The 25,325-nt window shown below is 59.5% G+C and carries 26 protein-coding genes and 1 pseudogene; 14 read left to right on the top strand and 13 right to left on the bottom strand.

All coding sequences use genetic code 11. The annotated features are described in order from the left end of the window. Nucleotides 1-65 precede the first annotated feature (65 nt). From KI613_RS08465 to KI613_RS08435, 7 genes are all read left to right on the top strand, one after another. A complete protein-coding gene (locus tag KI613_RS08465; protein ID WP_226404950.1) occupies nt 66-2,783 on the top strand; it encodes a bifunctional acetate--CoA ligase family protein/GNAT family N-acetyltransferase in 2,718 nt (905 codons plus the stop codon). A gap of 183 nt (nt 2,784-2,966) precedes the next feature. Next, entirely contained in the window at nt 2,967-3,911 is a 945-nt protein-coding gene (locus KI613_RS08460; RefSeq protein ID WP_226404949.1) for a tetratricopeptide repeat protein, read from the top strand. After that, nucleotides 3,908-4,402, top strand: a complete 495-nt coding sequence (locus KI613_RS08455; RefSeq protein ID WP_226404948.1) for a MotA/TolQ/ExbB proton channel family protein — start codon at nt 3,908-3,910, stop codon at nt 4,400-4,402. Before KI613_RS08460 ends, KI613_RS08455 begins: the two co-directional genes overlap by 4 nt. Continuing rightward, nucleotides 4,399-4,722 carry a DUF2149 domain-containing protein gene (locus tag KI613_RS08450; protein WP_226404947.1) on the top strand — a complete coding sequence of 108 codons (324 nt, stop codon included), beginning with the start codon at nt 4,399-4,401 and terminating at the stop codon, nt 4,720-4,722. The genes KI613_RS08455 and KI613_RS08450 overlap by 4 nt, the downstream gene beginning before the upstream one ends. A gap of 96 nt (nt 4,723-4,818) precedes the next feature. Next, nucleotides 4,819-6,939, top strand: coding sequence for a 4Fe-4S binding protein (locus tag KI613_RS08445; protein WP_226404945.1), 2,121 nt, complete (start codon nt 4,819-4,821; stop codon nt 6,937-6,939). 91 nt (nt 6,940-7,030) lie between these two features. Beyond that, nucleotides 7,031-8,434: a sensor histidine kinase gene (locus KI613_RS08440; protein ID WP_226404943.1), complete on the top strand. Its 1,404-nt coding sequence runs from the start codon at nt 7,031-7,033 to the stop codon at nt 8,432-8,434. Continuing rightward, nucleotides 8,431-9,060, top strand: coding sequence for a response regulator (locus KI613_RS08435; RefSeq protein ID WP_226404941.1), 630 nt, complete (start codon nt 8,431-8,433; stop codon nt 9,058-9,060). The genes KI613_RS08440 and KI613_RS08435 overlap by 4 nt, the downstream gene beginning before the upstream one ends. 4 nt (nt 9,061-9,064) lie before the next feature. Here the strand turns inward: KI613_RS08435 and KI613_RS08430 are convergent, their stop codons facing one another. Continuing rightward, nucleotides 9,065-9,592, bottom strand: coding sequence for an SRPBCC family protein (locus KI613_RS08430; RefSeq protein ID WP_226404939.1), 528 nt, complete (start codon nt 9,590-9,592; stop codon nt 9,065-9,067). Between the two features lie 212 nt (nt 9,593-9,804). Beyond that, nucleotides 9,805-10,014, bottom strand: a complete 210-nt coding sequence (locus KI613_RS08425) for a DUF3460 family protein (protein WP_226404938.1) — start codon at nt 10,012-10,014, stop codon at nt 9,805-9,807. Nucleotides 10,015-10,157: 143 nt separating this feature from the next. On the opposite strand from KI613_RS08425, the gene KI613_RS08420 reads away from it, so the two are divergent. Further along, nucleotides 10,158-10,985 (top strand): TlpA family protein disulfide reductase, encoded by an 828-nt coding sequence (locus tag KI613_RS08420; RefSeq protein WP_226404936.1) that lies wholly within the window; start codon nt 10,158-10,160, stop codon nt 10,983-10,985. Nucleotides 10,986-11,024: 39 nt separating this feature from the next. Here KI613_RS08420 and KI613_RS08415 read toward each other — a convergent pair whose 3' ends face one another. From KI613_RS08415 to KI613_RS08405, 3 genes are read right to left on the bottom strand one after another with little or no spacing between them, the layout of a single operon-like run. Further along, a complete protein-coding gene (locus KI613_RS08415) occupies nt 11,025-11,657 on the bottom strand; it encodes a cytochrome b/b6 domain-containing protein (protein WP_226404934.1) in 633 nt (210 codons plus the stop codon). A gap of 4 nt (nt 11,658-11,661) precedes the next feature. Beyond that, nucleotides 11,662-13,302, bottom strand: a complete 1,641-nt coding sequence (locus tag KI613_RS08410) for a tetrathionate reductase family octaheme c-type cytochrome (protein ID WP_226404933.1) — start codon at nt 13,300-13,302, stop codon at nt 11,662-11,664. Between the two features lie 34 nt (nt 13,303-13,336). Beyond that, on the bottom strand, nt 13,337-13,882 hold the full coding sequence (locus KI613_RS08405) for a DUF302 domain-containing protein (protein WP_226404932.1): 546 nt from the start codon (nt 13,880-13,882) through the stop codon (nt 13,337-13,339). 505 nt (nt 13,883-14,387) lie between these two features. On the opposite strand from KI613_RS08405, the gene petA reads away from it, so the two are divergent. The 3 genes from petA to KI613_RS08390 are packed head-to-tail and all read left to right on the top strand — an operon-like array spanning nt 14,388 to nt 15,850. Continuing rightward, on the top strand, nt 14,388-15,008 hold the full coding sequence (petA, locus tag KI613_RS08400; protein ID WP_226404931.1) for a ubiquinol-cytochrome c reductase iron-sulfur subunit: 621 nt from the start codon (nt 14,388-14,390) through the stop codon (nt 15,006-15,008). A 1-nt stretch (nt 15,009) separates the two neighbouring features. Beyond that, nucleotides 15,010-15,444, top strand: coding sequence for a DUF2141 domain-containing protein (locus KI613_RS08395; RefSeq protein WP_226404930.1), 435 nt, complete (start codon nt 15,010-15,012; stop codon nt 15,442-15,444). 16 nt (nt 15,445-15,460) lie between these two features. Continuing rightward, the gene (locus KI613_RS08390) at nt 15,461-15,850 is read left to right on the top strand and encodes a DUF6858 family protein (protein WP_226404929.1); all 390 of its coding nucleotides are present in this window, start codon (nt 15,461-15,463) and stop codon (nt 15,848-15,850) included. A gap of 296 nt (nt 15,851-16,146) precedes the next feature. Here the strand turns inward: KI613_RS08390 and KI613_RS08385 are convergent, their stop codons facing one another. Then, complete coding sequence (locus tag KI613_RS08385) at nt 16,147-16,890, bottom strand: hypothetical protein (protein WP_226404928.1); 744 nt, start codon at nt 16,888-16,890, stop codon at nt 16,147-16,149. Nucleotides 16,891-17,283: 393 nt separating this feature from the next. Between KI613_RS08385 and KI613_RS08380 the strand changes: the two genes are divergently transcribed. Further along, complete coding sequence (locus KI613_RS08380; protein ID WP_226404927.1) at nt 17,284-17,820, top strand: J domain-containing protein; 537 nt, start codon at nt 17,284-17,286, stop codon at nt 17,818-17,820. 107 nt (nt 17,821-17,927) lie between these two features. Next, a complete protein-coding gene (locus KI613_RS08375; protein ID WP_226404926.1) occupies nt 17,928-18,245 on the top strand; it encodes a hypothetical protein in 318 nt (105 codons plus the stop codon). Between the two features lie 74 nt (nt 18,246-18,319). Here KI613_RS08375 and hflX read toward each other — a convergent pair whose 3' ends face one another. From hflX to KI613_RS08355, 4 genes are all read right to left on the bottom strand, one after another. Next, nucleotides 18,320-19,672: a GTPase HflX gene (hflX, locus tag KI613_RS08370; protein WP_226404925.1), complete on the bottom strand. Its 1,353-nt coding sequence runs from the start codon at nt 19,670-19,672 to the stop codon at nt 18,320-18,322. Between the two features lie 151 nt (nt 19,673-19,823). After that, nucleotides 19,824-20,501 (bottom strand): DUF799 domain-containing protein, encoded by a 678-nt coding sequence (locus KI613_RS08365; RefSeq protein WP_226404924.1) that lies wholly within the window; start codon nt 20,499-20,501, stop codon nt 19,824-19,826. Then, on the bottom strand, nt 20,498-20,884 hold the full coding sequence (locus KI613_RS08360) for a DUF4810 domain-containing protein (RefSeq protein ID WP_226404923.1): 387 nt from the start codon (nt 20,882-20,884) through the stop codon (nt 20,498-20,500). Before KI613_RS08360 ends, KI613_RS08365 begins: the two co-directional genes overlap by 4 nt. Before the next feature lie 22 nt (nt 20,885-20,906). Then, complete coding sequence (locus KI613_RS08355) at nt 20,907-21,581, bottom strand: CsgG/HfaB family protein (RefSeq protein ID WP_226404922.1); 675 nt, start codon at nt 21,579-21,581, stop codon at nt 20,907-20,909. A gap of 398 nt (nt 21,582-21,979) precedes the next feature. Between KI613_RS08355 and KI613_RS21395 the strand changes: the two are divergent. Continuing rightward, nucleotides 21,980-22,099, top strand: a pseudogene (locus tag KI613_RS21395) (hypothetical protein); the annotation flags it as partial. Between the two features lie 89 nt (nt 22,100-22,188). On the opposite strand, the gene KI613_RS08345 reads toward KI613_RS21395, so the two are convergent. The 3 genes from KI613_RS08345 to KI613_RS08335 are packed head-to-tail and all read right to left on the bottom strand — an operon-like array spanning nt 22,189 to nt 25,312. Beyond that, nucleotides 22,189-23,139 carry a branched-chain amino acid ABC transporter permease gene (locus KI613_RS08345; RefSeq protein ID WP_226404920.1) on the bottom strand — a complete coding sequence of 317 codons (951 nt, stop codon included), beginning with the start codon at nt 23,137-23,139 and terminating at the stop codon, nt 22,189-22,191. Nucleotides 23,140-23,157: 18 nt separating this feature from the next. Next, nucleotides 23,158-24,039, bottom strand: coding sequence for a branched-chain amino acid ABC transporter permease (locus tag KI613_RS08340; RefSeq protein ID WP_226404918.1), 882 nt, complete (start codon nt 24,037-24,039; stop codon nt 23,158-23,160). A 58-nt stretch (nt 24,040-24,097) separates the two neighbouring features. Further along, nucleotides 24,098-25,312 carry an ABC transporter substrate-binding protein gene (locus KI613_RS08335; RefSeq protein WP_226404916.1) on the bottom strand — a complete coding sequence of 405 codons (1,215 nt, stop codon included), beginning with the start codon at nt 25,310-25,312 and terminating at the stop codon, nt 24,098-24,100. Nucleotides 25,313-25,325 lie beyond the last annotated feature (13 nt).

Here is a 25,325-nt window from a genome sequence, read left to right as displayed (position 1 = left end):
ACAATGGACGGGTGTTGTGCCAAAATTCCGCATTGCACAAAAAACAATTTGACCAGGGGTTTGCCATGTTGGAACAGCACTATTTAACCTCGCTTTTCGAACCGAAATCGGTTGCAGTCATCGGTGCATCAGACCGTGAAAACTCGGTCGGCAACATCATTTTCAAGAATATCTTGAGCTCGGGTTACAAGGGCCGCCTCTACGCCATCAACCCCAAGCACGACACGATTCAGGGCCAGCCGTCCTACAAATCCATCGAGGAAATCGGCGCCCGCGTCGAAATGGCGGTCATCGCCACCCGCCCGCAGACTGTCCCGCAGCTAATTGAACAATGCGGCCGCTCGGGCGTGCGCAACGCCATCGTCATCGCCTCGGGCTTTTCCGAAGCCGGCCACATCGGCGCCGCGCTCGAACGCAAGGTCATGGAAATCGCCCGTTCCTACAACGTCCGCATCCTTGGCCCCAACTGTCTGGGCATCATCCGCCCCGACCTCGGCCTCAACGCCACCTTCACCAAGATCACCGCCAAGCCGGGCAATCTTGCCCTCGTCTCGCAGTCCGGCGCCATGTGCTCGGCCGTGCTTGACTGGGCCAAGGCCAACGATGTCGGCTTCTCGTCGGTCATTTCGATCGGCATGACGGCCGACGTCGATTTCGGCGAAATCCTCGACTACCTGATCTACGACAGCCGCACGCACTACATCCTGATGTACGTCGAAGGCATCCGTAACGCCCGCCGCTTCATGAGCGCCCTGCGTTCGGCCGCCCGCATCAAGCCGATCATCCTGCTCAAGGCTGGCCGCCACGCTGCCGGCTCGGCCGCTGCCGCAACCCACTCGGGCATGGCGGCCGTTTCCGACACCGTTTTCGACGCCGCCGTGCGCCGCGCCGGCGTGGTTCGTGTGCAAAACGTCGGCCAGCTCTTCTACGCTGCCAAGGCACTGGCTTCCAAGTTCCGCCCGATGGGCAACCGCCTCGCCATCATTACCAACGGCGGCGGGCCGGGCGCCATGGCGGCCGACCGGGCCGGCGACATGGGCATTCCGCTGGCCGAGCTGTCCAACGAAACGATGGCCGTGCTCAACAAGGCACTGCCCACCAACTGGTCGCACAGCAACCCGATCGACATCGGCGGCGATGCGACACCGGAGCGCTATCGCGACACCATCTTGGCCGTCACGAACGATCCGAACGTCGACAGCACGCTGGTCATGCTCTCGCCGCAGGCGATGACCGACCCGCTGGCCGTCGCCCAGGCCATCATTGAAGTTGCCGACAAGCTCAACCGTTCGCTGATCTGCTGCTGGATGGGTGAAGAGCAGGTCCGCGAAGCACGTAGCCTGCTTGAAAGCGCCGGCATCCCGGCTTTCCGCATGCCGGAAACGGCCGTCGAACTGTTCCATCATATTTCCAAGTACTACCGCAACCAGAAGCTCCTGCTGCAAACGCCGGAACCGACCCGCCAGCACGGCCGGCCGGAAGCCGAAGGCGCCAAGATGCTGATCGAGGCCCTGCTCGCCGAACGGCGCAAGGTGCTTTCCGAAATGGAATCGAAGGCCATCCTGCGCGCCTTCAAGGTGCCGGTCGCCCAGACCATGGTCGCCCGCACGGCGACCGAGGCGCTGCTGCTGGCCGAGCAAATCGGCTTCCCGATCGCCATGAAGGTCGATTCGCCGGACTTGACACACAAGTCCGATGCCGGCGGCGTCCGCCTCAACATCACCAATGCACCGGCTGTCCGCAACGCCTATCACGACATCATCGACACCGTGCAGAAGCGGCATCCGACCGCCAAGATCAACGGCGTTTCGATCGAACCTTTCCTGTCGCGTCCGAATGGCCGCGAAGTCATGATCGGTGTCTTCCGCGATCCGATTTTCGGGCCGGTCATCACCTTCGGCGCCGGCGGCTTCGACGTCGAAATTTTCAGCGACCGCTCGGTCGCCCTGCCGCCACTCAACGAATTCCTGGCCAAGGATTTGATCGACTCGACGCGCGCTTCGTTGATCCTCGATCAGTTCCACAATATGCCACCGGTCGACCGCGCCGCCCTCAAGGAAGTGCTGCTGTGCATTTCCGAAATGGTCTGCGAACTGCCGTGGATCCAGGAACTCGACCTCAATCCGCTGATCGTCGATGAAAACGGCGCCATCGCCGCCGATGCCCGCATCGTCATCGACCATGCCGCCAACGCCTCGGGCGACCGTTACGCCCACATGTCGATCTACCCCTACCCGGTGCACCTGATCCAGGAATGGCAGATGAACGACGGCAAGGTCGTCACCATCCGCCCGATCCGCCCGGAAGACGCCGAGATGGAGCAGGCATTCGTCAAGGCCATGTCCGACGAATCGCGTTACTACCGCTTCATGGATACCCTGCGCGAACTGACCCAGACCATGCTGGTCCGCTTCACGCAGATCGACTACGACCGCGAAATGGCCTTGGTCGCCACCATCAACCAGGAGCTCGAAGATAACGTCGACGGCGTGGAACCGCCCGAACTCCAGATCGGCGTCGCACGCTACGTCGTCAATCCGGATGGCGAGTCGGTCGAGTTCGCGCTGGCCGTCGGCGACGACTGGCAGAAGTGCGGCGTCGGCCGCAAGCTCATGACGGCGCTGATCGAATGCGCCCGCATGAAGGGCTACCGCGCCGTGGTCGGTGACGTCCTGTCGACCAACTCCAAGATGTTCCGCCTGATGACCAGCCTCGGCTTCACCATCCATCCGCATCCTGACGACACCGCCGTCAAGCGCGTCGTCAAGCCGCTGACGGGCTGATTACCGAAGCGCACAGTTTCAAGGCCGGCCTGGTGCCGGCCTTTTTTTGTCTGCATTTTTGCCGGGCAATTTGCCCTGGGCATGGCGTGGGGTTTGCTCAAGCCGGCTGCAATCCGCCTCGATAAGCTTGTCTGACCGATTCATTCGATCGGCAACCCGGCCACCGGCCAAACGAGGATGACGATGCGACACTCCGCCCACCCACACTGGCGCCGTCTAGCCACGGTGCTGATGATCTCCGGCACCATGGCGACTACTCAGGCGGCGCTCGCCGGCAATCCATTCTGCGGCGGAGCCGCGACGCCCGGCGACCCCAGCGACCTGGCCAATGTAATCGGCGACCAGACCCTGGAATACGCCATCCAGCAACCGGCCAACATTGTCACCTGCGCCAAGGGCTACCTGCTGGAAAAATGCGGCGACCACGAAAACGCCCACAAGATTTTTGACAAATGCATCGCTGCCGGTTACGCCGGCGCAATGATCTGGAAGGCGCTGCTGCTCGAAGACGGCGCCGGGGTCAAAGCGGATCTGACCACGGCCGCGGAACTGATGCACCGCGCCGCGACCAGCGGCGACCCGGCCTATGGCCCGCTCGGCAAGATGCATTACGCGACCATGCTGCAACAGGGCAAAGGCGTGCCGCGTGACGAGGCGGCGGCCCGCCAGTGGTTCGAGGCAGCCGCCGCCGAAGGCAGCGAAGAAGCCCGAAATTTCCTGCGTACCGGCTACCACACCGGCGAGCGCGACCAAAAAGCCATGGGCGCCGGCACACCACCACCGAGCGCGCTGGTTCGTGGGCTGACCGGCGACAACGCGAGTATTCCCAAGACCATCGAAACAGCGGCCGATGCCACGGTCAACCGGGAAAAAACGCCAAATTTGAAAATTGATCCGGTGGCCAAATTTTTCGCTGAAGAAAATATTTCGCCGCCTACGGAGAACGCCGAATCGGCGAGCGATCTCGTTGGCCAGAAACTGAGTGCGGTCAAACTAGGCAGCACTTTCTCCCCGCCTGCCGAGTCGCTGTGGATGGCTTTGCTGCTGATGTTCACTGTCGCTGCCGGAATTCTCCGGCAGCGCGCCAAAGCGCCCCGCCATCATGTTTCAGACGGGAAATCATCATGAACCTCAACCTGCCGATCGACACGCTGATGTACGGCATCGCCCAGCTCTTCCTTCTCCCGGTCCTGCTCGCCATCGCCCTGCTCTTCCTGTACGCCTTCTTCGCGCTGGGTGCCTTCGCCTGGCAAGCCCTGCAGCGGAAATCCGGCGTCGCCAGCGCCTTCGAGTTGCGCTCGCTGCGCCAGGCCAGGCCCCGGCTCAGCCTGGCTGAAGTTGAGGCCGAAGCGATGAACCGCCTTGAGTTCATCCGCATCGCCACCCGCGTCACCCCGATGCTCGGCCTGGTCGCCACCATGATCCCCATGGGCCCAGCCTTGCGCGCACTGGGTGACGGCCAGCTTGCCGACGTCGCCAACAGCCTGACCGTCGCCTTCTCGTCAGTCATCCTCGCTCTGCTCGCCGCCGCCATCACCTACGCCATCGCCCATGTGCGCCGCCGCTGGTATGCCGACGAACTGCTGCAGCTGGAAATCGCCGAAGGGAAACAGGCATGAGATCCCGTCTGCGCGATGACGCGGAAGCCGACGACCCGCTGTTGTCGGTAATCAACCTGATCGATGTCTTTCTCGTCCTGATTGCCGCCTTGTTGCTGACCGTCGCCAGCAACCCGCTCAATCCCTACAGCCGCGACAAGATCACGGTGATTCGCCATGCCGGCCAACCGGACATGGAAATCATCACGCGCGACGGCCAGAAAATCGAACGCTTCCGCGCCGATGGCAGCAGCGAGAGCCTGAATGGCGGTAACAAGGGAATACGCGCCGGCACCGCCTACCGCATGAATGACGGCTCACTGGTCTTTGTCCCCGAGTAGCCAACGCCACCGCGCAGCCCTTCACAACAACTTTTCAAATGGGCGAACAGCCCGCCAAAACAACAAACCCCGGCTGCAAGTAGCTACGGAGACTTCATGTGCAACAAACTCACGGCCAACCTGAAACTGGCCATAGCAGCCCTCTTCCTGCTGATCGCCCCTTTGACCCAGGCCGGCAATCTGACTAAAGCCGACATCGAACGTCGCTTCGGGCCGCCGTTCCAGGTTCAGGAAAAGCTGGCTGACGTACCGGCCTGGCCATTGACCAGTTCGCTGGAACAGGAGGCCGGCCCCGTCGGCTATGTCTTCGAATCGATCGACCTCGCGCCCCTGCCCGGCTTCGAAGGCACGCCGATGAACTTCCTGGTCTCGATTGACCGAAAAGGGAACTTCATCGATGTCGAACTCCTGCACCAGCGCGAACCGGTGTTCACTTTTCGCGATCTGGGCGGCCTCGGTGATACACCGCTCAGGGAGTTCATCGCCCAGTACGTCGGCCGCAACCTTCACCAACCCTTCCTGATCGCCCTCGACGCGGCACGCAACCGTAATCACAGCAGCGCGGCCGGCGTTGCAACGCTGGATGGCATTTCCAAGGCCACCACCTCGGTCCGCATCGTCAACCAGACAGTCCTTGGCGCGGCCAACGAGGTGGCCCGAGCCAAGCTCGGCTTTGCCGACCACAAGAAAATCGGCCCGTCGGCGCGCATGCTGCCTGACGTCTACGAAGCGCACACCTTCGCCGAATTGCTCAAGAGCGGCATGGTCGGCCACGTGCGCCTGACCAATGCCGAGGTCGAAACGATATTTACTGGCAGCGAAGGGGCCACCACCGATGAATATGCCCTGGCTCATCCGGACGAAGTCTTCGTCGATCTCTACATTGCCTATCTGAACGCCCCGACCATCGGCCGCGCCGTACTCGGCGATGCCCAGTACAAGGCCGTCATGGAGCGCAACTTCGAGAACAGGCACCTATGGTGGGTTGCCTCGGCGGGACGCTATTCCATCATCGACGACAACTTTATTCCGGGAGCCCAGTCGGCTCGCCTGGCGCTAACCCAGAACGGCATGTTCCATGAATTTCGTGACCGGGATATCGAAGCCAAAGACATTGCCGGCACGCCCGAACTCAATTCCTCGCGCCTGTTCGGTATCAGCAGCGAAGCCAGCATCGACCCGGCTCGCCCGCTCGATCTGATCCTCACCGTCACCCGCGAAAAAGGGAGCATCCTGCCCACCCTGGTTCCCAAGCAAATCAAACTCTCCTACACCGCCCCGGCTCGCCTGTTCGCCTATCCACCCGAACCGCTGCCGGAATGGCTGATTGCCTGGAAAGCCCGGTGGATCGATCTGACGGTGCTAACCCTGGCCCTCATCCTGCTCAGTACCGTGCTGGCCAAGCCGCGCTGGATTTCAAAGGAGGCCCGGCGCTTACGCGTTTTCCGCCTTGGCTTTCTCGCCTTCACGCTGGTCTATATCGGCTGGTACGCGCAGGGCCAACTCTCCATCGTTCAGATCACCGGCGCTATCAAGACCCTGAAAAGCGGGCTGGGCTGGTCGAGCTACCTGTACGACCCGATTTCGCTTCTCTTGATTGCCTTCACGCTGATCAGCTTCATCGCTTGGGGACGTGGCACCTTCTGCGGCTGGCTATGCCCGTTCGGTGCCCTGCAGGAGTTCGTCGGCCGGCTGGCCCGCCGCCTGCGGGTGCCGCGCCTGCGCATCCCGATGAACATCGCCAAACGCCTAGAATGGGGACGCTATCTGGTCCTGGCCAGCCTCGTTGGCGCCGCCTTCTTCCTGCCGACGGAGGGCGAAACGCTGAACGAGATCGAACCCTTCAAGACCGTCATTACCCTCGGCTTCGCCCGGACCTGGCCGTTCCTCGTGTACGCCGGCGCCTTGCTCGTCGCCGGCGCTTTCTATTACAAATTCTTCTGCCGCTTTCTTTGCCCGCTTGGCGGCGCCATGTCGCTCGGCGGTCTGCTCCGCCGCTGGGACTGGCTGCCGCGCCGCGACGAATGTGGCAAGCCCTGTCAGCGCTGCAAGGCTGAGTGCGAATACGATGCCATTGAACCGAGCGGCGAGGTCCGCTACGAGGCCTGCTTCCAGTGCCTCGATTGCGTCGGCATTTACCACGACGATAACCGCTGCGTACCGATCATGCTCTACCAGAAAAATGGCAAGCACCTGACGCCCCGGTCCGGCAATTAGCGCCGGAGGAAGATCGCCCGCAGAGTAAAGTCGGGCAACTTGCCCGGCGAATTTGCGGCATCCTTACGGGAATTCTCAATTCAGCCTCGACATGCCCGTTCCAGACGACTTTCCCCTTCGCCCGCTCGACCTTAAACGACACCTGTTCGTCCGCGTCAGCCTGTTCGCCCTGGCCGTACTCTTCGTCGGTACTGTCGTCGCCCTGGTCGAAACCCGCTATCGGGTACGCGTTGAAATCCAGCGTACCGGGCAGACCATCCGCCAGTTGCTCACCGACGAAATTCACCAAACCAGCAACAACTACAACCGCAGCCTGGAAGAAATCCATCTCGATCTGAATACCCTGCAACCGATTGGCGCCCTGATCCATTTTTGCATCCAACTGACCGATCTCTACTCCCACCCGGCCGGCGACCGCTGCTTCGACCGCCCGATCGCCTTGCCGGCGCCGCTTGAAGCCGCCATGCGCAAGGTCATCGGGGCCGATGCCATGTATCAGGGCAATATTGGCCAGTATCCCGGTATCACCGTTGGCCAGATCACGGTGACGCCGAACTTTGGCACCGAGTTGATCACGCTTTGCTGGAACCTGATCAACCTGCTCGCCGTCAGCCTGACCATCCTGCTCATGAGCTTCGTGATCTATCGACCCGTGCGCAACGCCCTGGCCCCCTCGGAGGCCATGCTGAAAACGCTCAAACTGATGGAGAACGGCAACCTTCAGGCGCGCATGCCAACCTTCGCGCTGATTGAACTGGACCGCATCGGACAAGGCTTCAACCACCTCGCCGAACGCCTGCAACAGACCATCGGCACACAACAACGGCTGGCCCGCCACCTGCTCACCGCGCGCGAAGAAGAGCGCCAATATCTGTCACGGGAACTGCATGACGAGTTTGGCCAATACCTGACCTCGCTGAATGCCGAAGCCAGCTTTGCCCTGGAACTGGCCGACGAAGGCGTGCCCGCCCTGCGCCCTTGTGCCGAATCGATCAGCCGCACGGCCAGTCATATGATGGAAGTGCTGCAACAAATTCTCTACCGCCTGCGCCCGGTCGGCCTGGACGAGTTCGGGCTGACGGCCAGCCTGCAGCAGTTGATCGACCAGTGGAACCACCGCTGCCGCAGCACCCGTTTTCAACTGATCGTCGACAACGGCCTCGACCACCTGCCCGACAATATCGCCGTAACCATCTACCGGATTGTTCAGGAGAGCCTGACCAACACCGTCCGCCATGGCCAAGCCGACAACGTCAGAATCAGGCTCGAAGCCGAAGGCGACAATCTCCGTCTGCAGGTCCAGGATGATGGCCGCGGCGTGGCGCAGCCGGAGGTCCGCAGCGAATCCAGAAAGTCTGGCGGCTTCGGCCTGCTGGGCATGGAAGAGCGCGTTCTTGCCCTCGGCGGCACGCTGCAGATTAACGCGCTGCAGCCATGCGGCACGCTGATCGATGTCTGCCTTCCGGCACACGAACCGGCGGAGGAGTCGGCATGATCCAGTTGCTACTGGTCGATGACCATGCCGTTGTTCGCGAAGGCTACCGCCGTCTCTTTGAACGGCGTGCCGACCTGCACGTGGCGGCAGAAGCCGGCAACGCCGATGAGGCCTTGCAAGCCCTGCGTACCACCCATGTCGATCTGATCGTGCTTGACCTGTCGCTCCCCGGCATGGGCGGTATCGAGCTCAGCCAGCGCATTCTGCAACGCTTCCCCGAAGCGCGAATCCTCGTCTTCAGCATGCACCGCGACCCGATTTTTGCCTCGCAGGCCATGCGTGCCGGCGCCCTCGGCTACGTCACCAAGAGTTCAAGCCCGGAAACGCTGATTCAGGCGATCTACAAGGTGGCCCGCAACGAAAAGGTGCTCAGCCCGGACATCGCGCCGGAAATGGCGCTCAGCCTGCTGGACAGGGAAAGCAACCCGGCCGGCGATCTGAGCCCGCGCGAATTCGAGGTGCTGCGGCTGCTGCTCTCCGGCCAGCCGGTCGAGGAAATCGCCGGCATCCTCAACATCAGCCCGAAAACCGTGCAGAACACGCACTATCAGATCAAGGCCAAGCTGGGCGTCAGAAGCGATTTTGAACTCGCCCGGCTGGCCATGAAACTGAAGTTGTTCGACTAGAAAATCACATCTCGCCCAGCTTGGCGCGCAGGCCGTTAAAACCGGCCTTGTAGATGCCGGCCACGATGTCCTTGGCCTTGGCATCATCGACACCACCCTCATGCACGGCGTCGAAGCTGCTCGTCCAGACAACGCGACTGCCCTGCCCGCTGGCCTGAACGCTCAGCGTGGACACGTAGTCGCGCACCGGCAGCGGTGACTCAACAATCCGGTAACGCATCGAGTTCTTCTTGCTATCGTAGGCCAGCAACTCCTCGATCAGCTTGGCACCATCCTTGGTCTCGACTGAACGTACCGCGCCCCTGGTGTTGTTCTTGCCCTTGGTTATTTCTGTCTTGGCAACGACCGGATGCCAAGCCGCCAGGGCGTTATAGTCACCGATCATTTTCCAGACCATGGCCGGCTTGGCTGCCAGCGTAACCGACTCTTCGACATTCAATCGGGGCGCAGCGCAAGCGCTGGAAGCGAGCAGCAGGCCACAGATTGCTGATACGGCGAACGGCGCCAGACGAAGCTGTTGCAGTTGAAACATGGTGACTATCCTTTCAAAGCGGTGTTGGGAGCGGCCAATTCTAGAGGCTCCAAATCACCATGAAAGACCACCAACAGTCACCGTGTAAAATCCCGGACAACAACAGGCAAATTGCCCGGAATCAGCACGCCTTTGCGCCTTCACATCAATTCCGGACAACAAAAAAGCCAGTCGAAAAAGACTGGCTTTCGTCGGGTGAAAAATCTGGCGAATTATTCGCCGTAGAAATTCACATCGTAGGGATAAGGCTTTTGCGGCACCTTGGAGCCAGCGTTGCGCGCCGAGCTGTCGACATCCTGCTTCTTGTCCCACCACAGGGCGCGACCAACCTTCTGGTCTTCGACCCACTCAGGATTTTTTGCCAGTTGCTCGTTCATCCAAGTCTGGTGATCGGACACGTAGCTGGTATTGACTTCACCCATTTCGCTGCTTTCCTCAAGATATTCAAGACAATGCCGCGATTCTAGCACGTCAGATCGCCGCCATGTCCGACCACAGAGCGATCAGGGTTGGCTGCCCGAATATGTTAGGCTTTGCTAATACTCGACTCAATTCCGGGATGACCATGAACCGGTGCCTGCCCTTCATTGCGCTGCTTGCCCTGTCGCCCGGCCTCGCGCTGGCTGATCCCTTGCCCGGCCTGCCGCCGGCCGGCCAACAAGCCTATCGCGATTATCAGAACGCGCCGAACCATCGGGCCTTTGCCATCGCCCCGGGCGGTGCCTGGGCGTGGCATGCGTCGGCCGATTCGACCGACGTCGCCGAAGCGGCGGCGATAAACGAATGCCAGGCCAACACGGTGCAGAAGTGCGTGCTTTATGCCAGCAATGAGCACGTGGTCTTCGCTGCCCGACACTGGCCGGAACTGTGGGGGCCCTATGCCGACCGGGCGACAGCCGCCCGCGCCAAAAGGGGCAAGCTCCCGGGTGAACGGCTCGCTGATTTAGCCTTTCGTGACGCTCAGAGCAAGCCGACTTCAATCGACAAGCTGGTCGGCAAAGTCGTCCTCGTACACCTGTGGGGTAGCTGGTGTTCGCCCTGCCGCAAGGAGATGCCCGAGTTGGCAAGCCTGCAAAAGGCATTGGACGGGCAAAAGGATATTGCTTTTGTCTTCCTGCAGATGCGCGAGCCTTATGCCACGGCCAGCGAATGGCTCAAGAAACAGCATCTCGACTTGCCGCTGGCGGACTCAGGCAGCCGCAATGAAAGCGACGAGCAGCTACACCTTGGCGACAACACCCGGATTGTCGACCGCGACATCGCGCGGACCTTCCCGACAACCTATGTACTGGACAAACGGGGCCTGATCATCTTTTCGCACACGGGCGCCGTGCATGACTGGCCGCAATACAAGGCCTTCCTGCGCCACGCCGCAACGCATTCGGGGAAATGACCCGGCGGCATGGCAGCCGGGCCATTTTTCGCCTGCCGTTCAGGCGTCCTTCACCACAGGATGCTCGTCCTCGGCGTCTTCCCAGCCGGTAACCATCGTCTTGATGTGGGCGAATGGGGTATGACCGGTAGTGGTCAAATACACGTGCACGATGAAGAAGGTCAGCATCATGAAGGCGCCGGCAGTGTGCGCCAGCCCGACCACTTCAAGGGTCAGGAAGCGATCGAGCCCGTAGCCCCGCCAGTAGGCGTAGAACAGATAGAGCAGGCCCGACCCCCAGATCAGCGGTGAAACCAGCGCCAGCAAACTGACGTAGGCCAGGCGCTGCAAGGGATTGTGTTTTTTGCCGACCGTCTTGTGGAACGGGTGTGGCGCATTCACGAAAATGCCGTGGGTGTAGTAGCGAACCATGGACAATACTCTGGTCAGCGTCGGGATGTATTGCCGCCACTCACCGGTGGTGAATTGCCAGAAAATGGTGAAGGCCCACAGGGTCAGCAGCGACCACGCCGCCAGCGTGTGGTACTCGACGGCGTGTCGGAAGCCGAAATTCTGATAGACACCGTGGATTTCGAAGCCGGTCAGCATCATGAAGATGACCAGCACGGCCTGCGACCAGTGCCAGAACCGCTCGTAGCGCTTGTACAGGTAAATGCGATTTTCAGTGTTCATGGCTTCACCCCTTGCGCTTGTAGTGGATATAGACGCGTGTCCCGCCGTGGACCAGCACGCCGAGCAGGCTGAGCAGGACAACGGCCCAGCCGATGGTGTCAATGGCTTGACTGCGGTCGCGACCGGGCAGGTAAATCCCGTCGATGCCTTGCAGGCGGCCATGGTCGCTGTGGCACTGGGCGCAACGCAGTGCGTCGGCCTTCGGGGCGACCATATGGGTAATCGGCCAGCTCATTTCCGTGCTGACAAAATCGAACTTGCCGCTGTAAGGCAGGCCGGCGGTTTTCATGCCGGTTTCGATGGCCTTCTGCCAGTTGAAATTCTTCCACAGCGCGGTGTCGTCCTCGCCCGCCGTATGAACCACCAGCAACATTTTGTTCTCGGTATCGTAGGCCTGCTTGCCGCGATGGATCTTGAACGGCCAGATGCGTGCCTTGGCGTCGTCGGCGGAGCCTTCAGGGTGATTGATTTCGACTACCTTGTCGGGATCAATCGTGTCGCCCTTGGCCTTGAAGGAGACATGGCCGTTAAACCAGCGGTATTCGGGAATCAGGTACGAGTCCCAGACGAAATTGCCCTTCTTGGAATCGAAGGCACGGCGACCGGCGCTGTCCTTGATGAAAATCGGCTTGCCCTCCGACCCCATTTGGGTGGCCGTGGACCAGTCCCAGGATTTCTCGGTACCGATGCTGTCGCGGGCAAATTCGGCAATGTGGCAGGTCTGGCAGGCCAGCTTGTCAGTGTGCGAATTGAGCCGCTCGGCGTGCAGGAAGTTTTCCTTGTGCGGTTTGTCGCCGTGGCAGGACTGGCAGGACGCCGGTGCCGCGTCGGCCTTGCCGCGCACGTGGGCCGGTCCGGTCTTGCCCGCCGTCATGTCATAACGACTGCCTGAAACCTGGTGCCCGGAAGTCGCGTGGCAGGTCGAGCAGGTGAAGTTCAGGCCCTTGGCATCCATGTGAACATCAAGGTACTTGCCCGGCATTTTGAGTGCGCTATCCAGATCGCCATGTTTCGTGCCATCGCCGCCGGCGCCGTAGAAATGGCAGGAGCCGCAATTGCTGCGCTTGGGCATGGCCACGCTTTGCGCCACTTTCGAGAGGTCCACCGCTTCGACGAACTTGCCGGAGCCATGGGGAAATTCCCGCCGCTCGTAGACCGGGTGACCGGCATCGCCCGGCAGCTTGCGATAGGTGCCGGTGGCATCGTGGCAGATCAGGCAATCGACATTGTCTTCGGCCTTGAAGTCGAAGGTCGCATCCTTCCAGCCGTAGCCGGCATGGCAGGCCATGCAGTCCTTTTCGTTGGAGATTGTCGTCGTGCAGTAATTGTTGATGACGTTCTTTTTACCCAACATCTTGCCGGACTTCGGATCAGCGTATTCCCAGGTCCAGTGCTTCGTTTTCTGAACCTGTTTCGCCGCCTCGGTGTGGCAGGACAGGCAGGCCTTGGTCACCTCCGGCCCCGAAGCGAATTTCCTCTGTAGCTCCTTGAACTTGCCGTGATCGGCCGTGCTGTCGCTAACCGGCGGCACGCTGGCAGCAACAGGATTGGCCACCACCGGCGGCGTTGCCGGCGCTGCGCTCCATGCCGCCCCCCAGCCGATTGCGGTATACAACACCGCAGCCGCCAGGGTGATTCTGGTCATTCGCTTCATATCAGTCTCCTCCCGTCCACAAGCTCTAGCAGCCAGCGGCTGCGCCGCCACCTGAACCGCCTTCACCGCCCATCTTGGGAATGATCAGGGCCGGCGCCGGTTTGCTCGGGTCCATGACGAGGAATTTCTTCTGGTCGACCACCACCTTCTCCATGATGCCGCCAACCATCGAACCAAACAGTTTGCCGATCATGTCGGCATTGAGAATGCCGATATAAACCTTGCCGTCATTCTTCTTGTAGACCGCAATCTTGCAGGGCATCAGCAAGGACAGGAAACGCACGCTGTCTTCCTGCAGGATGGGGCCGGAGTACTTCGTGCTGCACGCCTCGATCAACAAGACCGGCAAGACATTGCCGCCCTCGGCCTCGACCGGTTTTGCCGGATTGCGCAAACCGGAAATCGACCAGCCGTTGCCGGCCGCCTGAATGTTTTGCTGAATGCGCGCCGTCGTTTCTTCGACAGAAAACGGGCTGACCTGCTCGGAAAACGCCATGCTGCCGGCACTGTTCCAGATCACCCCGACGGCTAGGCCGACCCCAACCAAAAATCCAATGATCAACTTCATCATTTATCCCCTCCCAAAAATTGATAAACGCCACGAACAGCCGCAGCAGTTTTTCCTGATGTCGTATATTAGATATTTCTTATTTGCTTATATTATTTACCTAACCTGGCACACTGTCTACCGTTTGATTCACCAATCGTGAATGACTTCCCCAATTATCAACATGTCATAGCAACCAAAAACTCAATGTCTCGGGAAATTCGCGGGCTCAATCCCAGCCCCTGAAACGAGCTCGACGAAGGGACCTGGTGCCCCCTGCAACACTGCAAAATTGGGCGTTTTTTCCGGTTGACCGTAGCGAATAGCCACTCCGGCCGAAAAACTCGTCGATTGCCATATTTTGTTGCCAGAAATGGCAATTCAGCCATCAATCATAAGGGAATGGCCCGGCAAGCCCCTGATTCGATGCAATAGACGGCGACAAATCAGCTGGCACGCCTCTTGATTTGTATTGACTGATATTCAAGCCAGATCGGCAACGGATATCCCCCAAGATCAGGAGAACAACATGTCCGAATGCCTTTGCCATGGTGAGTCATTCACCATCTGCGATAGCCTGCCCCGCCGCCAGTGGATGATGGCGACCGCCGGGGTCGGTGGCGCGCTGGCCCTCACTGCCCTGACCCCCTTTGTTTCCAGCCTGCTCCCCTCCGAACGCGCCAAGGCTGCGGGCGCGCCGGTCGAGGTCGACATCGGCAAACTGGCGCCGGGCGACATGATGATTGTCGAGTGGCGCGGCAAGCCGGTGTGGATCCTGAACCGCACACCGGAGATGGTGGCGGCGCTCAAAAAGGCCGAGCCGATGCTCGTCGACCCGGCTTCGGAGCGGCAACAGCAACCGGCCTACGCCGCCAACGAAACCCGTTCGCGCAAGCCGGAAATGCTGATTGCCGTCGGCATCTGCACCCATCTCGGTTGTTCGCCATCGCCGGCCTTCACGCCGGGCGATGCCGCACTCGGAGCCGACTGGCCGGGTGGCTTTCTGTGCCCCTGCCATGGCTCGACTTTCGACTTTGCCGGCCGCGTTTTCAAGAACAAACCCGCCCCGACCAACCTCGAAATTCCGCCGCACCAGTATTTGACCGATACCCGCGTGATCATCGGCAGCGACGAAACGGAGAAAACCTGAGATGAAAATGACGCAGGCCAGCCAGGGCCTGCTCCTCGCTTGCCTGCTCGCCGCCGGCCACGCCCTGGCCGACGAGAGCCGGCTGCTTGTCAATCTCCTCGGCGTCCGCGATGCGGCCGGCCATCTTCGAGCCTCGCTCTATCGCGAACCAGAAACCTTTCGCAAGGAAGACAAGGCCGTGAAAGTCGTTTCGCTGCCGGCCGCCAAGGGCAACGCGAAACTTGTCTTCACCGACCTGCCGCCAGGTCGCTACGCCGTCATGGCCTATCACGACGAGAACGCCGACCAGAAGCTCAACCTGCGTTTCGGCATGTTCCCGGCCGAAGGCTACGGCCTGTCCAACAACCCGAACGTGATGGGACCACCCAGATTCGCCGACAGCGCCTTCGAGCTGGCCGGGCCGGAGACGGCCATCGACATCAAGCTCGCTTACTAACCAGACTGGAATACCCATGAAACAGACCCTGCTCCAGGAAAAATACCCCATCTACGTCGCCGAGATCGCCAAGACGGAAACCACCTACAACACCGTCGATGCGCTCGTCGCCTACTACAAGGGCAAAATTGCCGAGAACCCAAAGGTCCAGTTCATCGACGTCTTCGACCACTACGCCCACACCAGCAAAATTGGCGGCCCCATCGTCGAAGGACTGAAGGCGGCGGTCGACATCATTTTCTGCTTCGGCTTCGCCATCCCGACCCCGCAAATGCTGGCCGTCCGCCCGCGTTCCATCGGCATCGCCGACATGGGCGACAAGTACGTCATCAGCTTCATGGAAGCCCCGATGCAGCCGGCCAACGAAGCGATGGAAGCCTGGACCCTGGCCCTGCGCGACGCCTGAACAAACCCGCCACAAACAAAAACCCCGGCGCTGTCTGGCCGGGGTTTTTGCATTTCAATTTTGGGCGTTTTTCCCGGTTGACCGTAGCAAGCCGGGGTGACTGCAGAATCGCGATAGCTCGACCACTCAATGGAATCGGCGATAACCAACCGAAATCACTTCATTGACCTGCCGGTGTCGGGCGGCAGTTGTGTGCCCGTTGCGGTCATAGGCCATCTTGAAAATCGGAAGTTCAGGAACGTGCAAGTGAGCCGGCGACAAAAACGCAGCTTTTGACAGCCGGCTTAACTGAATTGTTAGCCCCGCTTAAAAAAGCGGATGTTAAAGAGGGCATACAACGTTCCCTTGCTTTCAATAATTGCTCGACATGTGCGCTCTATATCATCAACTACGCGCTGAACTTTCGGAGTGATTGGGTCATCGTCCCCTCCTGTACCGTAGTAAATATCGTGTACTTTTAGTAATTCATCACGATGTTTTTGCTCTGCTTCTGGTGTTCTAAGTGACCACTCAGGGGTTGTGGAAAGCCGAGCCATTTTGTGAGCACAAATTATCAATTCATTCACTATTCGGTTTAAAGCATCGAATGGAGCAGCGGCCTCGACACTCACTTGAGCCATAAAGCGGTAGCGCAACGAGTGAAGCTTCGAAAATAGCTCGGAGTGATGACCGTAACGTTCGATCAGTACGTAGGCTTGATCGAGAGCTTGTTTTTGTTCCGGTTTCTCATTTTCCTGTGGTTTGCGTGATGAGCCTTCGCCACCGAAACCAAACGGGCTTCTAATTTGCTCAATCGCATCGCGGGCCTGATAGAAAAGCGCCAAGACCTCTTCTGCTAGCTCAATCTGACGCTTTCCAATATGTTCTCGGCGCCAAGCATCAAATCCATAGATTGCGAATAGCGAAGCAATAACTACTGATGCGCTTTGAAAGAATTGAGAAATTTCAGTAAGAGTCATTGTCTGAGAATGATTAACGATCAAAGGGGCCAGGCTCGAATTTTTACCAAGCGCAAGCCAAATAACGCCGAAAGCATACACGTTGTACAGCCGAATGCCCGACGGCAGCTTCTAGCCGATGTCTGCCCGATGAAAGTTTCATTGCCACTGCGCCGCGTTGGTTAGGTGCCAGATATTCGCTAGTCAGTTTTGGTGAGAAGCTATGGTCAACTCAGGAGATATTCCGCATGGAGAGTACTTCGCGAGTTCGCCCCACGCGTTTTGTCGCTGTGTTTGGCCTGACGGTGCAGGCAATTCTTGGTGCGCTATTTGCATTCCCTTTGGAAACAGAGTTCAAACGGGCGATTCTTGTCGTGTTCCCTTCAATACAACCCACATACCGTGCTACCTCCGGAACTGCCTTGGGCAGACGGCCCCCTTGCGAAAGCGCGCTGCTCTGTCGATATCGCGACAATCACGCCCGGGAGGCAAGGTATGCGTGACACCTATTCCGCTGCAGGTGACGAAGAATGGGTCATCTGGAATGGTGGGCTCGGTTTGGTCACCACAGCCACGCTCGGCCGGGTCGAGGTCGGCTCCAGTGGCCGAAAGGCATGGCTGGACGAACCGTTCGACATGGTGGGCCCATTCAAGCTCGACGAACTTGAGACCCACGGCAGAATAAGCTTTGCGGCCTGCATCGTCATGTCACGCCAGCGTTGGCAGGAAGACCAGGCGGCCTTGAAGCGGGAGTCAATGAACCTGCGCCGTGCTGCCCACGAGCGAATGAACGAGGATTTTGCCCACTTCTCCAGCCGGCAGAGCAGACACCACGGCAAGCGCCAACCCTTGGACGAGCGTGAACATCGTGAGGTGCTGAATCTGCCGGCTAACGGGAAGCTTGAACGACGCCAGGTCAACGCTGCATTTAGACGGCTCGCCCAGAAGGCGCATCCCGACGTCGGGGGAAGTCACGAACAGTTCGTACGCATCACGAAAGCACGCACTGTCTTGCTCGAAACGATTTCGTGACCGAAGGCAGGGGGCGAATTTGACCGGATAGTGATACAGGTCAATTGCCATGCTTGGATTTTGTCTAGATGCCTTTTTCTTGAATCAATGAATAGGTGAACTCACCCATGACCCAGATTATCGATTTTCCCGTTCCGAATAATCAGCGAAACCATGATTATGATGCGGACATTGAAGAAGTATTGGCATCCATCCCGTTGAAACCCCGGGAAAAGCTTCGATTTGAGTTGATCAAGACGATTGACAGCTATGACGCTTATTTCACTCAGTGGTCTTTGAGTTTTCCTGAAGCCAGTGATGAAACGGTTAAAAAGCAAATCTATGATCTTGCGCATCAGGAGCATGGCCGAAAAATACGCATGCTAAAAGACATCATGCTACTCAAGGCGAAAGTCCTGGTTTGGGAATTCCATAGATCAAAGTGATTTACGGTCGATTTTGATTTTGGCCGTTTTTTCCGGTTGACCGTAGCAACCAGGGAAACCGAAAAAAACCAGACTCACATCTGTGCGAACTGCTCGCGCAAGCCATCGACGACAGCGCTTTCACCGCGAACCTTGAAGAAGGCGCCGTCCGCGTCGGCACGTTCCTCCAGCACCTCGCAACTGGCGAAGATTTCCTTGCGCAACTGCTGGGCCGACCAGGGCAGGAAAAGCTCGGCCTCGACATGATCGCGCTGGAAAAAGGCGATGATCTTGAGGCGTAGCGCGGCCACTTCCTCCGGCCGACGGGCGCTCATCACGACGCAATCCGGATACTTGGCCCGCAAGGACGCTTCGCACTCGGCCTGCGCCTCGGCATCGCCAACGTGGTCGATCTTGTTGAAGATGCGCAGACGGGGCACAACATCGGCGCCGATCTCTTCGAGCACCTTGTCGGTCACTTCCAGCTGGCGCTCGAAACCGGGGTCGCTGGCGTCGATGACGTGGAGCAGCAAGGAGGCATCGAGCGCCTCGTCGAGCGTGGACTTGAACGACGCCACCAGGCCGTGCGGCAGGTTCTTGATGAAGCCGACAGTATCGCTGACCAGCACGCGCGGCACGCTCTCCGGGTAGAGGGCGCGAACGGTGGTGTCGAGCGTCGCGAACAGCTTGTTGGCGACCAGCACCTCGCTGCCGGTCAGCGCCCGCATCAGCGTCGATTTGCCGGCATTGGTGTAGCCGACCAGCGCGACGGCCGCCTGGCTTTGGCGTTCCTGGCGTCGGGCGCGCTGCGTCTTGCGCTCGGCCTCCATGGCCAGGATTTCGAGCTGCAGTTCGGCGATGCGGTCGCGAATCTTGCGTTTGTCGAGTTCGGTATGCGACTCGCCGGCTCCGCGGCCACCAACGCCGCTCCGCTGCCGCCCCTGCGGCCCGGCCAGCTTGGCCGCCTCGCGCAGGCGCGGCGCCATGTAGCCAAGACGGGCAATCTCCACTTGCGCCTTGGCCGCCCGCGAGCGGGCGTTGCGATGGAAAATTTCGAGGATGACCATGGTCCGGTCCATGACCTCGCAACCGGCCTCGATTTCCAGATTGCGCGCCTGCGACGGCGAGATTTCGTGATCGACGAGAATCGCGTCGATTTCCGGCAGATTCGACTCGGCCAGCGACAGCACCTCATCGCCCGCCTCATCAAAAATCGGCTCGCCATGAACGAAAGCGCGTATCTCCTGCCGCTTCCCGACCCCCAGATAACCCGTCGTATCGAAGCTGGTGCGCTTCTGCACGAAGGTATGAATAACCTTGAAACCCAGCGTCTTGGCCAGTTCGCGCAGCTCGGTCAGCGATGCCTCGAACTCCATATCGCTCACGTTCGGCAGTTGTACGGCCGCCGCAACGGCGATCCTGAGCTTTTGTTCTACTTCCATCTGCATCCGAAATTGCTTCTCTTGATTGGGCAAAAGCAGATAGTAACCGGCAATGGATTGATTGGCCGGCATTGCCCCTGACCTGAGTGCGTGAAAACTAGGCCTCAGGCAATAAAAAACGGGGAGCAAGCTCCCCGTTTCGTCTGTTCAAGCGGCATCAAGGTGTTGGCGATCCTTCCTTGAGATAATGCGGGGATCGCGGCCCGTAGAGAATCCCGTTCGGACGCCCGGCCGCCAGCAAGCGGTTGCTCGTCATCCCGGCGATGGCATGCCCCCGGTTGCTCAGGCTGTCGATGATCTGGCTGACGACCGCCTTGACCAGCAAGCCAACCAGCCCGCCACCGGAGTTGTTGTTTCCTTCGTTGCTGGAGGCAGTCGCGCTGCCCTCCCAAAGGGTCTTGCCGCTGCGCAGATCGACCAGCCGGCCCTCGGCAGTCACCCGTGTCTCGCTCATCACGATGGCGTAGGTGGTGCCGTACTGCCTGACGTTGATGTACAAAGCCGCATCGGCACCGAAAATTTCACGAAGCTTGCTGGCAGAAACCTGATGAATATCGGCCGGCGTCGTCATGCCGTTTTGCTTGAAGGTTTCATCAACCAGCGTCACCGGCAAAACGTAGTAGCCGGATTCAGCCAGCGGTAAGGTGGCGTGGGACAGCATGCTGTAGGTGGCATTGACATCCGGCGAACCATTCAGGGGCGGCAGCACGAGAATTGAAGCCGGGCGGCTTTCGCGAAAGGCTGAATAGTCGTACTTCGCCTGCGTCGCGCAACCGCTCAGCAGCAGGAAACCCGCCACCAGGGCCAGCCATTTGATGGAGATAAGTTGTTTCATTGGCTCACCTTGGCGTCGACTTGCGGCGAAAATTTCTTGAGCAGGAAATCCATGAAGGTCGTGCTTTCCGGGAACTGCTTCTTTTCCGCCTCAAGTTGCTCGACCAGACGCTCGGACCGCCCGGTCTGTCCATAAAGCATGGCGAGGTGGGCCTGGAAACCGGGCGGCAACGCCCTGCCCTGCGAGCGAGCCTCCTCGCGTACGGCCTCAAGCGCCGCAATCTGCTCTTCCGGCCCCTTTTCACCTTTGAAGTGGCCGTACACCTGAGCCTGGTAGTCGCCCCAGTAATAAAGCGGCTGGGGGCGAGAAACACATCCCGTCAGGAGGATAGACGAGAGGATGGACAGCCCGCACAGGCGGGCTGATTTTGAAAATAGATTCATGATCAGGTGCTCTCAGCGAAGCTCAGTTGGCTGGGCGCCATGCACCGGTATCGATCCCGGCAACCAAGGAGTCGACAGCCTCGCGAATGGCCAGATCAAGCACCTTGCCGTTCAGGGTGGAGTCGTAACTTGCCGTGCCGCCAAAGCCGACCACTTCGCGATTCGACAGGCTGTATTCACCGGCACCTTGCGCTGAATAGACGACTTCCGAGGTCTGCACGTCGACCACATTCAGAGCAACCTTGGCATAGGCGATCTGCTGCTTGCCGCGGCCAAGAATGCCAAACAGTTGATGATCGCCGACTTCCTTGCGACCAAACTCGGTGACGTCACCGGTAACCACGTACCGAGCACCCTTGAGCACCTGATTGGCCTTGGCCAAGGCGGCTTCCTGCTTGATCTCGGACATGTTTTCACGGTCGAGGACGCTGAAGCGGTTGGTTTGCTGCAGATGCGTGATCAGGATGGTCTTGGCCTGGCTGCCCAAACGATCCACGCCATCGGTAAAGATGCCGCGCATGAAGCTCGAGCGATTGTCGAACTTGCCGATCGAGATGGGGTTGCGCACACCGTTGTAGGGCCGCGTCGACGAAACCGATTTGGCAACGGCAAGGCTGCGTGAGTCTTCCGTAGCACAACCACCCAAGGCGCCAAGCATGGCGGTAATGATGACCAGGGGGATGAACTTTCTCTTCATGCTGTTGCCTCGCTAAAGTGATGAAATGTCCAAAACGGGCCAAAATTATATCATTATCATTTATCAAAACTCCTGCAATCCCTCTTCAGGTAAGCATTTCGCGCGTATATGCACTTCATATATCAACCAATGCATCCAGAAAAAATACCAACTCGAAGCGATTGCCATCTCGTAAATTTAGTCCGACCTCGCCCGATCACACGTAAGATCGCCGCCCGTTGGTTAGCCTGTTCTGGGCGCCACTCACAAAAGAAAACGAGATCCCGATGTAGCTTCCCACTACGACATTCTCCTCAAATGCGTGAGTGGGAAAACGCTGGCGATGGTTGGATTCAGAAGGCAGCTGCTGGTCGTCAATGTCGCATCCAAATGCGGACTGACGCCGCAGCAAGGCGGGCTTGAAGCTTTGTTCAAGCAGTTTCGCGGGCAGCCAGCAGGTATTGGGGCTTCCCAGAAATGACTTTACCGGGCAGGAGCCGGGTGAGGTCAGCCTGATTCAGGCGTTTTGCACGACCGACTTTGGCATCAAGTTCCCGGTATTCGAGAAGCGGAACATCAACAACAAATCCAGGCACCCGACCCAGCTTCAGGTCAATGGAAAATCAACTCAATTGACGCCTGAACGCTTGATCAGAGCCTGCAGTTCACCGACGATACCGCGCCGGAAGCTAAGCACGCAGAGGACGAAAATCCCCCCCATGATCACCGTCACCCACGAGCCGACGGAGTCGGCGAGCTGGGTCTGCAGCGCGACGATGGTGGCGGCGCCGACGATCGGGCCGAGGATGGTGCCCAGGCCACCGAGCAGCGTCATCAGCACCACTTCGCCCGAGGCATGCCAGTGCACATCGCTCAGCGAGGCCAACTGGAAGACCAGCGTCTTGGTCGCCCCGGCCATGCCGGCCAGGGCGGCCGAGATGATGAAGGCGATCAGCTTGAATTTGGCGACGTCGTAGCCGAGCGAAATGGCGCGCGGCTCGTTCTCGCGGATGGCCTTGAGAATCTGGCCGAAGGGCGAATGGATGGTGCGGTAGATGACGAAGAAGCCGAAGCAGAAGATGGCAAAGACCAGGTAATACATGGCGATGTTGTCGGAAAGGTCGAGCAGGCCGAACAGGTGGCCACGCGGCACGCCCTGCAGGCCGTCCTCACCGCCGGTTTCCTTGATCTGGATGGCGAGGAAGAAAACCATCTGGGCCAGAGCCAGGGTGATCATGGCGAAATAGATGCCGGTGCGCTTGATGGCCAGTGAACCGAACAGCCAGCCGAGCAGGCCAGCCGCCACTGTGCCGGCGAGGATACCGACCTCAGGCGTGACGCCGACATCACGCACCATCATGCCGCAGACGTAGCCCGCCGTGCCGAGGAAGGCAGCGTGCCCGAAGGAAAGCAGGCCGGCAAAGCCGAGCAACAGGTTGAAGGCGCAGGCAAACAGCGCGTAGCAGAGGATTTTCATCAAAAAAGTGGGGTAGACCGCAAAAGGTGCGATCAGGCCGATGACGAACAGCACGCCGAGGAGTAGCGGCAGTTTGTTTTCCAGATACGTAGTCGAGTTCATGTGTTTTCCCCTGCCGTCTCAGGACTTGCCGAACAGACCTGCCGGCCGCAGCAGCAGAACGATGACCATGATGACGAAGACCACCACGCTCGAGGCTTCCGGATAGAACACCCTGGTCAGGCCTTCGATCAGGCCTAGGCCGAGGCCGGTCAGGATGGAGCCCATGATCGAGCCCATACCGCCGATGACAACCACGGCAAAGACGACGATGATCAGGTTGGAGCCCATCAGCGGATTGACCTGGAAGATCGGCGCCGCCAGCACGCCGGCGAAGGCGGCCAGCGCGACGCCGTAGCCATAGGTGAAGGTGATGAGCAGCGGCACGTTGATGCCGAGCGCCTGGACCATCGCCGAGTTTTCAGTGCCGGCGCGCAGATAGGCGCCGAGTTTGGTGCGTTCGATCATGTACCAGGTGCCGAAACAGACGGTCAGCGAGGCGATGATGACCCAGCCGCGATAGATGGGCAGGAACATGAAGCCGAGATTGACGCCGCCGGACAGTAGCTCGGGGACTTCGTAGCTCTCGCCGGAAATGCCGAACTGGTCACGGAAGATGCCTTCGAAGATGAGCGCCAGGCCAAAGGTCAGCAGCAATCCGTAGAGGTGGTCGAGCTTGTACAGGCGGCGCAGCATCAGGCGCTCGATCAGCACGCCGACGATGCCGACGATGAGCGGCGCGGCAATCAGCGCCACCCAGTAATTGATGCCGAAACGGGTCAGCGCGATCCAGGCGACGAAGGCGCCCATCATGTATTGTGCGCCGTGGCAGAAGTTGATGATGTTAAGCAGGCCAAAGATGATGGCCAGCCCGAGACTGAGAATGGCGTAGAACGAGCCGTTGATCAGCCCGACCAGCAACTGGCTGCCGAGCAAGGCGGTCGAGATTCCGAAAATTTCCATGGAAGGCTCCAGACCCGGCGCGAACCGTTGTTCACGCCGGGGATTGCGATGACGCTACTTACTTCTTGATCAGCGGGCAGCGCGACAGGGCCAGCGGCTGGAAGGCATCAGCCGCCGGGATGGTCGCTTTGATCGTGTAGTAGTCCCACGGATATTTCGAGTCAGCCGGCTTCTTGACCTGCATCAGGTACATGTCGTGCACCATGCGGCCATCCTCGCGGATCTGGCCGTTCTTGGCGAAGAAGTCGTTGATTGGCGTCTTCTTCATCATCGCCATGACCTTGCTCGTATCGTCGGTGCCGGCTGCCTTGACGGCGCGCAGGTAGTGATAGATCGACGAATACTGACCGGCCTGGACCATGGTCGGCATCTTCTTCTGCTTGTCGAAGAAGCGTTTCGACCAGGCACGGGTCTCGTCGGTGCGATCCCAGTAGAAACCTTCGGTCAGGTACATGCCTTGGGTCGGCTTGAGGCCGAGGGAGTGGATGTCGGTGATGAACATCAGCAGGCCGGCCAGCGACTGCTTGGGCGTGATGCCGAATTCAGCCGCCTGCTTGATGGCATTGGTGGTGTCGGCACCGGCGTTGGCCAGGCCGATGACCTGGGCGCCGGAGGCCTGGGCCTTGAGCAGGAAGGAGGAAAAATCGGAGCCCGGGAAGGGGTGGCGGACCGAACCGATTATCTTGCCGCCATTGGCGAGGACGACGGCCGAGGAATCCTTCTCCAGAGCATGACCGAAAGCATAGTCGGCGGTCAGGAAGAACCAGGATTTGCCGCCCTGCGTGGTCACCGCCTTGGCCGTGCCGTTGGCCAGCGCATAGGTGTCGTAGGTGTAGTGCACCGAAACGTCGTTGCACTGCTCGTTGGTGATCGGGGTCGAGGCCGGGCCGTTCATGATGACGACACGGTCCTTTTCCTTGGCGACCTTCATCACCGCCAGCGCGGTGGAGGTGGTGACCAGCTCGGTCACTGTGTCCACATTCTCGCGCTCGATCCATTCACGCGCCTTGTTGGAGGCAATGTCGGCCTTGTTCTGGTGGTCGGCGGAGACCATTTCGATTTTGAAGCTGGGCTTTTCATTGGCGATGAAATCGTCAATGGCCATTTTGGTGGCCAGCACGGCACCTGAGCCGGCGAGGTCGGAATAAGTGCCGGAAAGATCAGTCAGCACGCCGATTTTTACCGAGCCGCCCGAAATCTGCGCCTGGGCACCGAAAGAAAGCGCAGCCAGAGCGGCGGCGCAGGCAGTTCTTGCATATTTTCTGGATGACATGGGTGATTCCTCC

Source organism: Ferribacterium limneticum (genome assembly GCF_020510585.1).
Taxonomy (GTDB): domain Bacteria; phylum Pseudomonadota; class Gammaproteobacteria; order Burkholderiales; family Rhodocyclaceae; genus Azonexus.
This window is presented reverse-complemented; position numbering and strand designations above follow the sequence as displayed.

Coding starts and splice junctions, on each gene's coding strand:
- KI613_RS08430 (WP_226404939.1), bottom strand. CDS start 9,592: ATGTTTCAACTGCAACAGCTTCGTCTGGCGCCGTTCGCCGTATCAGCA.
- KI613_RS08380 (WP_226404927.1), top strand. CDS start 17,284: ATGCGTGACACCTATTCCGCTGCAGGTGACGAAGAATGGGTCATCTGG.
- KI613_RS08345 (WP_226404920.1), bottom strand. CDS start 23,139: ATGAACTCGACTACGTATCTGGAAAACAAACTGCCGCTACTCCTCGGC.
- KI613_RS08435 (WP_226404941.1), top strand. CDS start 8,431: ATGATCCAGTTGCTACTGGTCGATGACCATGCCGTTGTTCGCGAAGGC.
- KI613_RS08410 (WP_226404933.1), bottom strand. CDS start 13,302: ATGACCAGAATCACCCTGGCGGCTGCGGTGTTGTATACCGCAATCGGC.
- KI613_RS08365 (WP_226404924.1), bottom strand. CDS start 20,501: ATGAAACAACTTATCTCCATCAAATGGCTGGCCCTGGTGGCGGGTTTC.
- KI613_RS08450 (WP_226404947.1), top strand. CDS start 4,399: ATGAGATCCCGTCTGCGCGATGACGCGGAAGCCGACGACCCGCTGTTG.
- KI613_RS08465 (WP_226404950.1), top strand. CDS start 66: ATGTTGGAACAGCACTATTTAACCTCGCTTTTCGAACCGAAATCGGTT.
- KI613_RS08440 (WP_226404943.1), top strand. CDS start 7,031: ATGCCCGTTCCAGACGACTTTCCCCTTCGCCCGCTCGACCTTAAACGA.
- KI613_RS08335 (WP_226404916.1), bottom strand. CDS start 25,312: ATGTCATCCAGAAAATATGCAAGAACTGCCTGCGCCGCCGCTCTGGCT.
- petA (WP_226404931.1), top strand. CDS start 14,388: ATGTCCGAATGCCTTTGCCATGGTGAGTCATTCACCATCTGCGATAGC.
- KI613_RS08360 (WP_226404923.1), bottom strand. CDS start 20,884: ATGAATCTATTTTCAAAATCAGCCCGCCTGTGCGGGCTGTCCATCCTC.
- KI613_RS08420 (WP_226404936.1), top strand. CDS start 10,158: ATGAACCGGTGCCTGCCCTTCATTGCGCTGCTTGCCCTGTCGCCCGGC.
- KI613_RS08405 (WP_226404932.1), bottom strand. CDS start 13,882: ATGATGAAGTTGATCATTGGATTTTTGGTTGGGGTCGGCCTAGCCGTC.
- KI613_RS08390 (WP_226404929.1), top strand. CDS start 15,461: ATGAAACAGACCCTGCTCCAGGAAAAATACCCCATCTACGTCGCCGAG.
- KI613_RS08460 (WP_226404949.1), top strand. CDS start 2,967: ATGCGACACTCCGCCCACCCACACTGGCGCCGTCTAGCCACGGTGCTG.
- KI613_RS08340 (WP_226404918.1), bottom strand. CDS start 24,039: ATGGAAATTTTCGGAATCTCGACCGCCTTGCTCGGCAGCCAGTTGCTG.
- KI613_RS08415 (WP_226404934.1), bottom strand. CDS start 11,657: ATGAACACTGAAAATCGCATTTACCTGTACAAGCGCTACGAGCGGTTC.
- KI613_RS08455 (WP_226404948.1), top strand. CDS start 3,908: ATGAACCTCAACCTGCCGATCGACACGCTGATGTACGGCATCGCCCAG.
- KI613_RS08375 (WP_226404926.1), top strand. CDS start 17,928: ATGACCCAGATTATCGATTTTCCCGTTCCGAATAATCAGCGAAACCAT.
- KI613_RS08355 (WP_226404922.1), bottom strand. CDS start 21,581: ATGAAGAGAAAGTTCATCCCCCTGGTCATCATTACCGCCATGCTTGGC.
- hflX (WP_226404925.1), bottom strand. CDS start 19,672: ATGCAGATGGAAGTAGAACAAAAGCTCAGGATCGCCGTTGCGGCGGCC.
- KI613_RS08445 (WP_226404945.1), top strand. CDS start 4,819: ATGTGCAACAAACTCACGGCCAACCTGAAACTGGCCATAGCAGCCCTC.
- KI613_RS08425 (WP_226404938.1), bottom strand. CDS start 10,014: ATGGGTGAAGTCAATACCAGCTACGTGTCCGATCACCAGACTTGGATG.
- KI613_RS08395 (WP_226404930.1), top strand. CDS start 15,010: ATGAAAATGACGCAGGCCAGCCAGGGCCTGCTCCTCGCTTGCCTGCTC.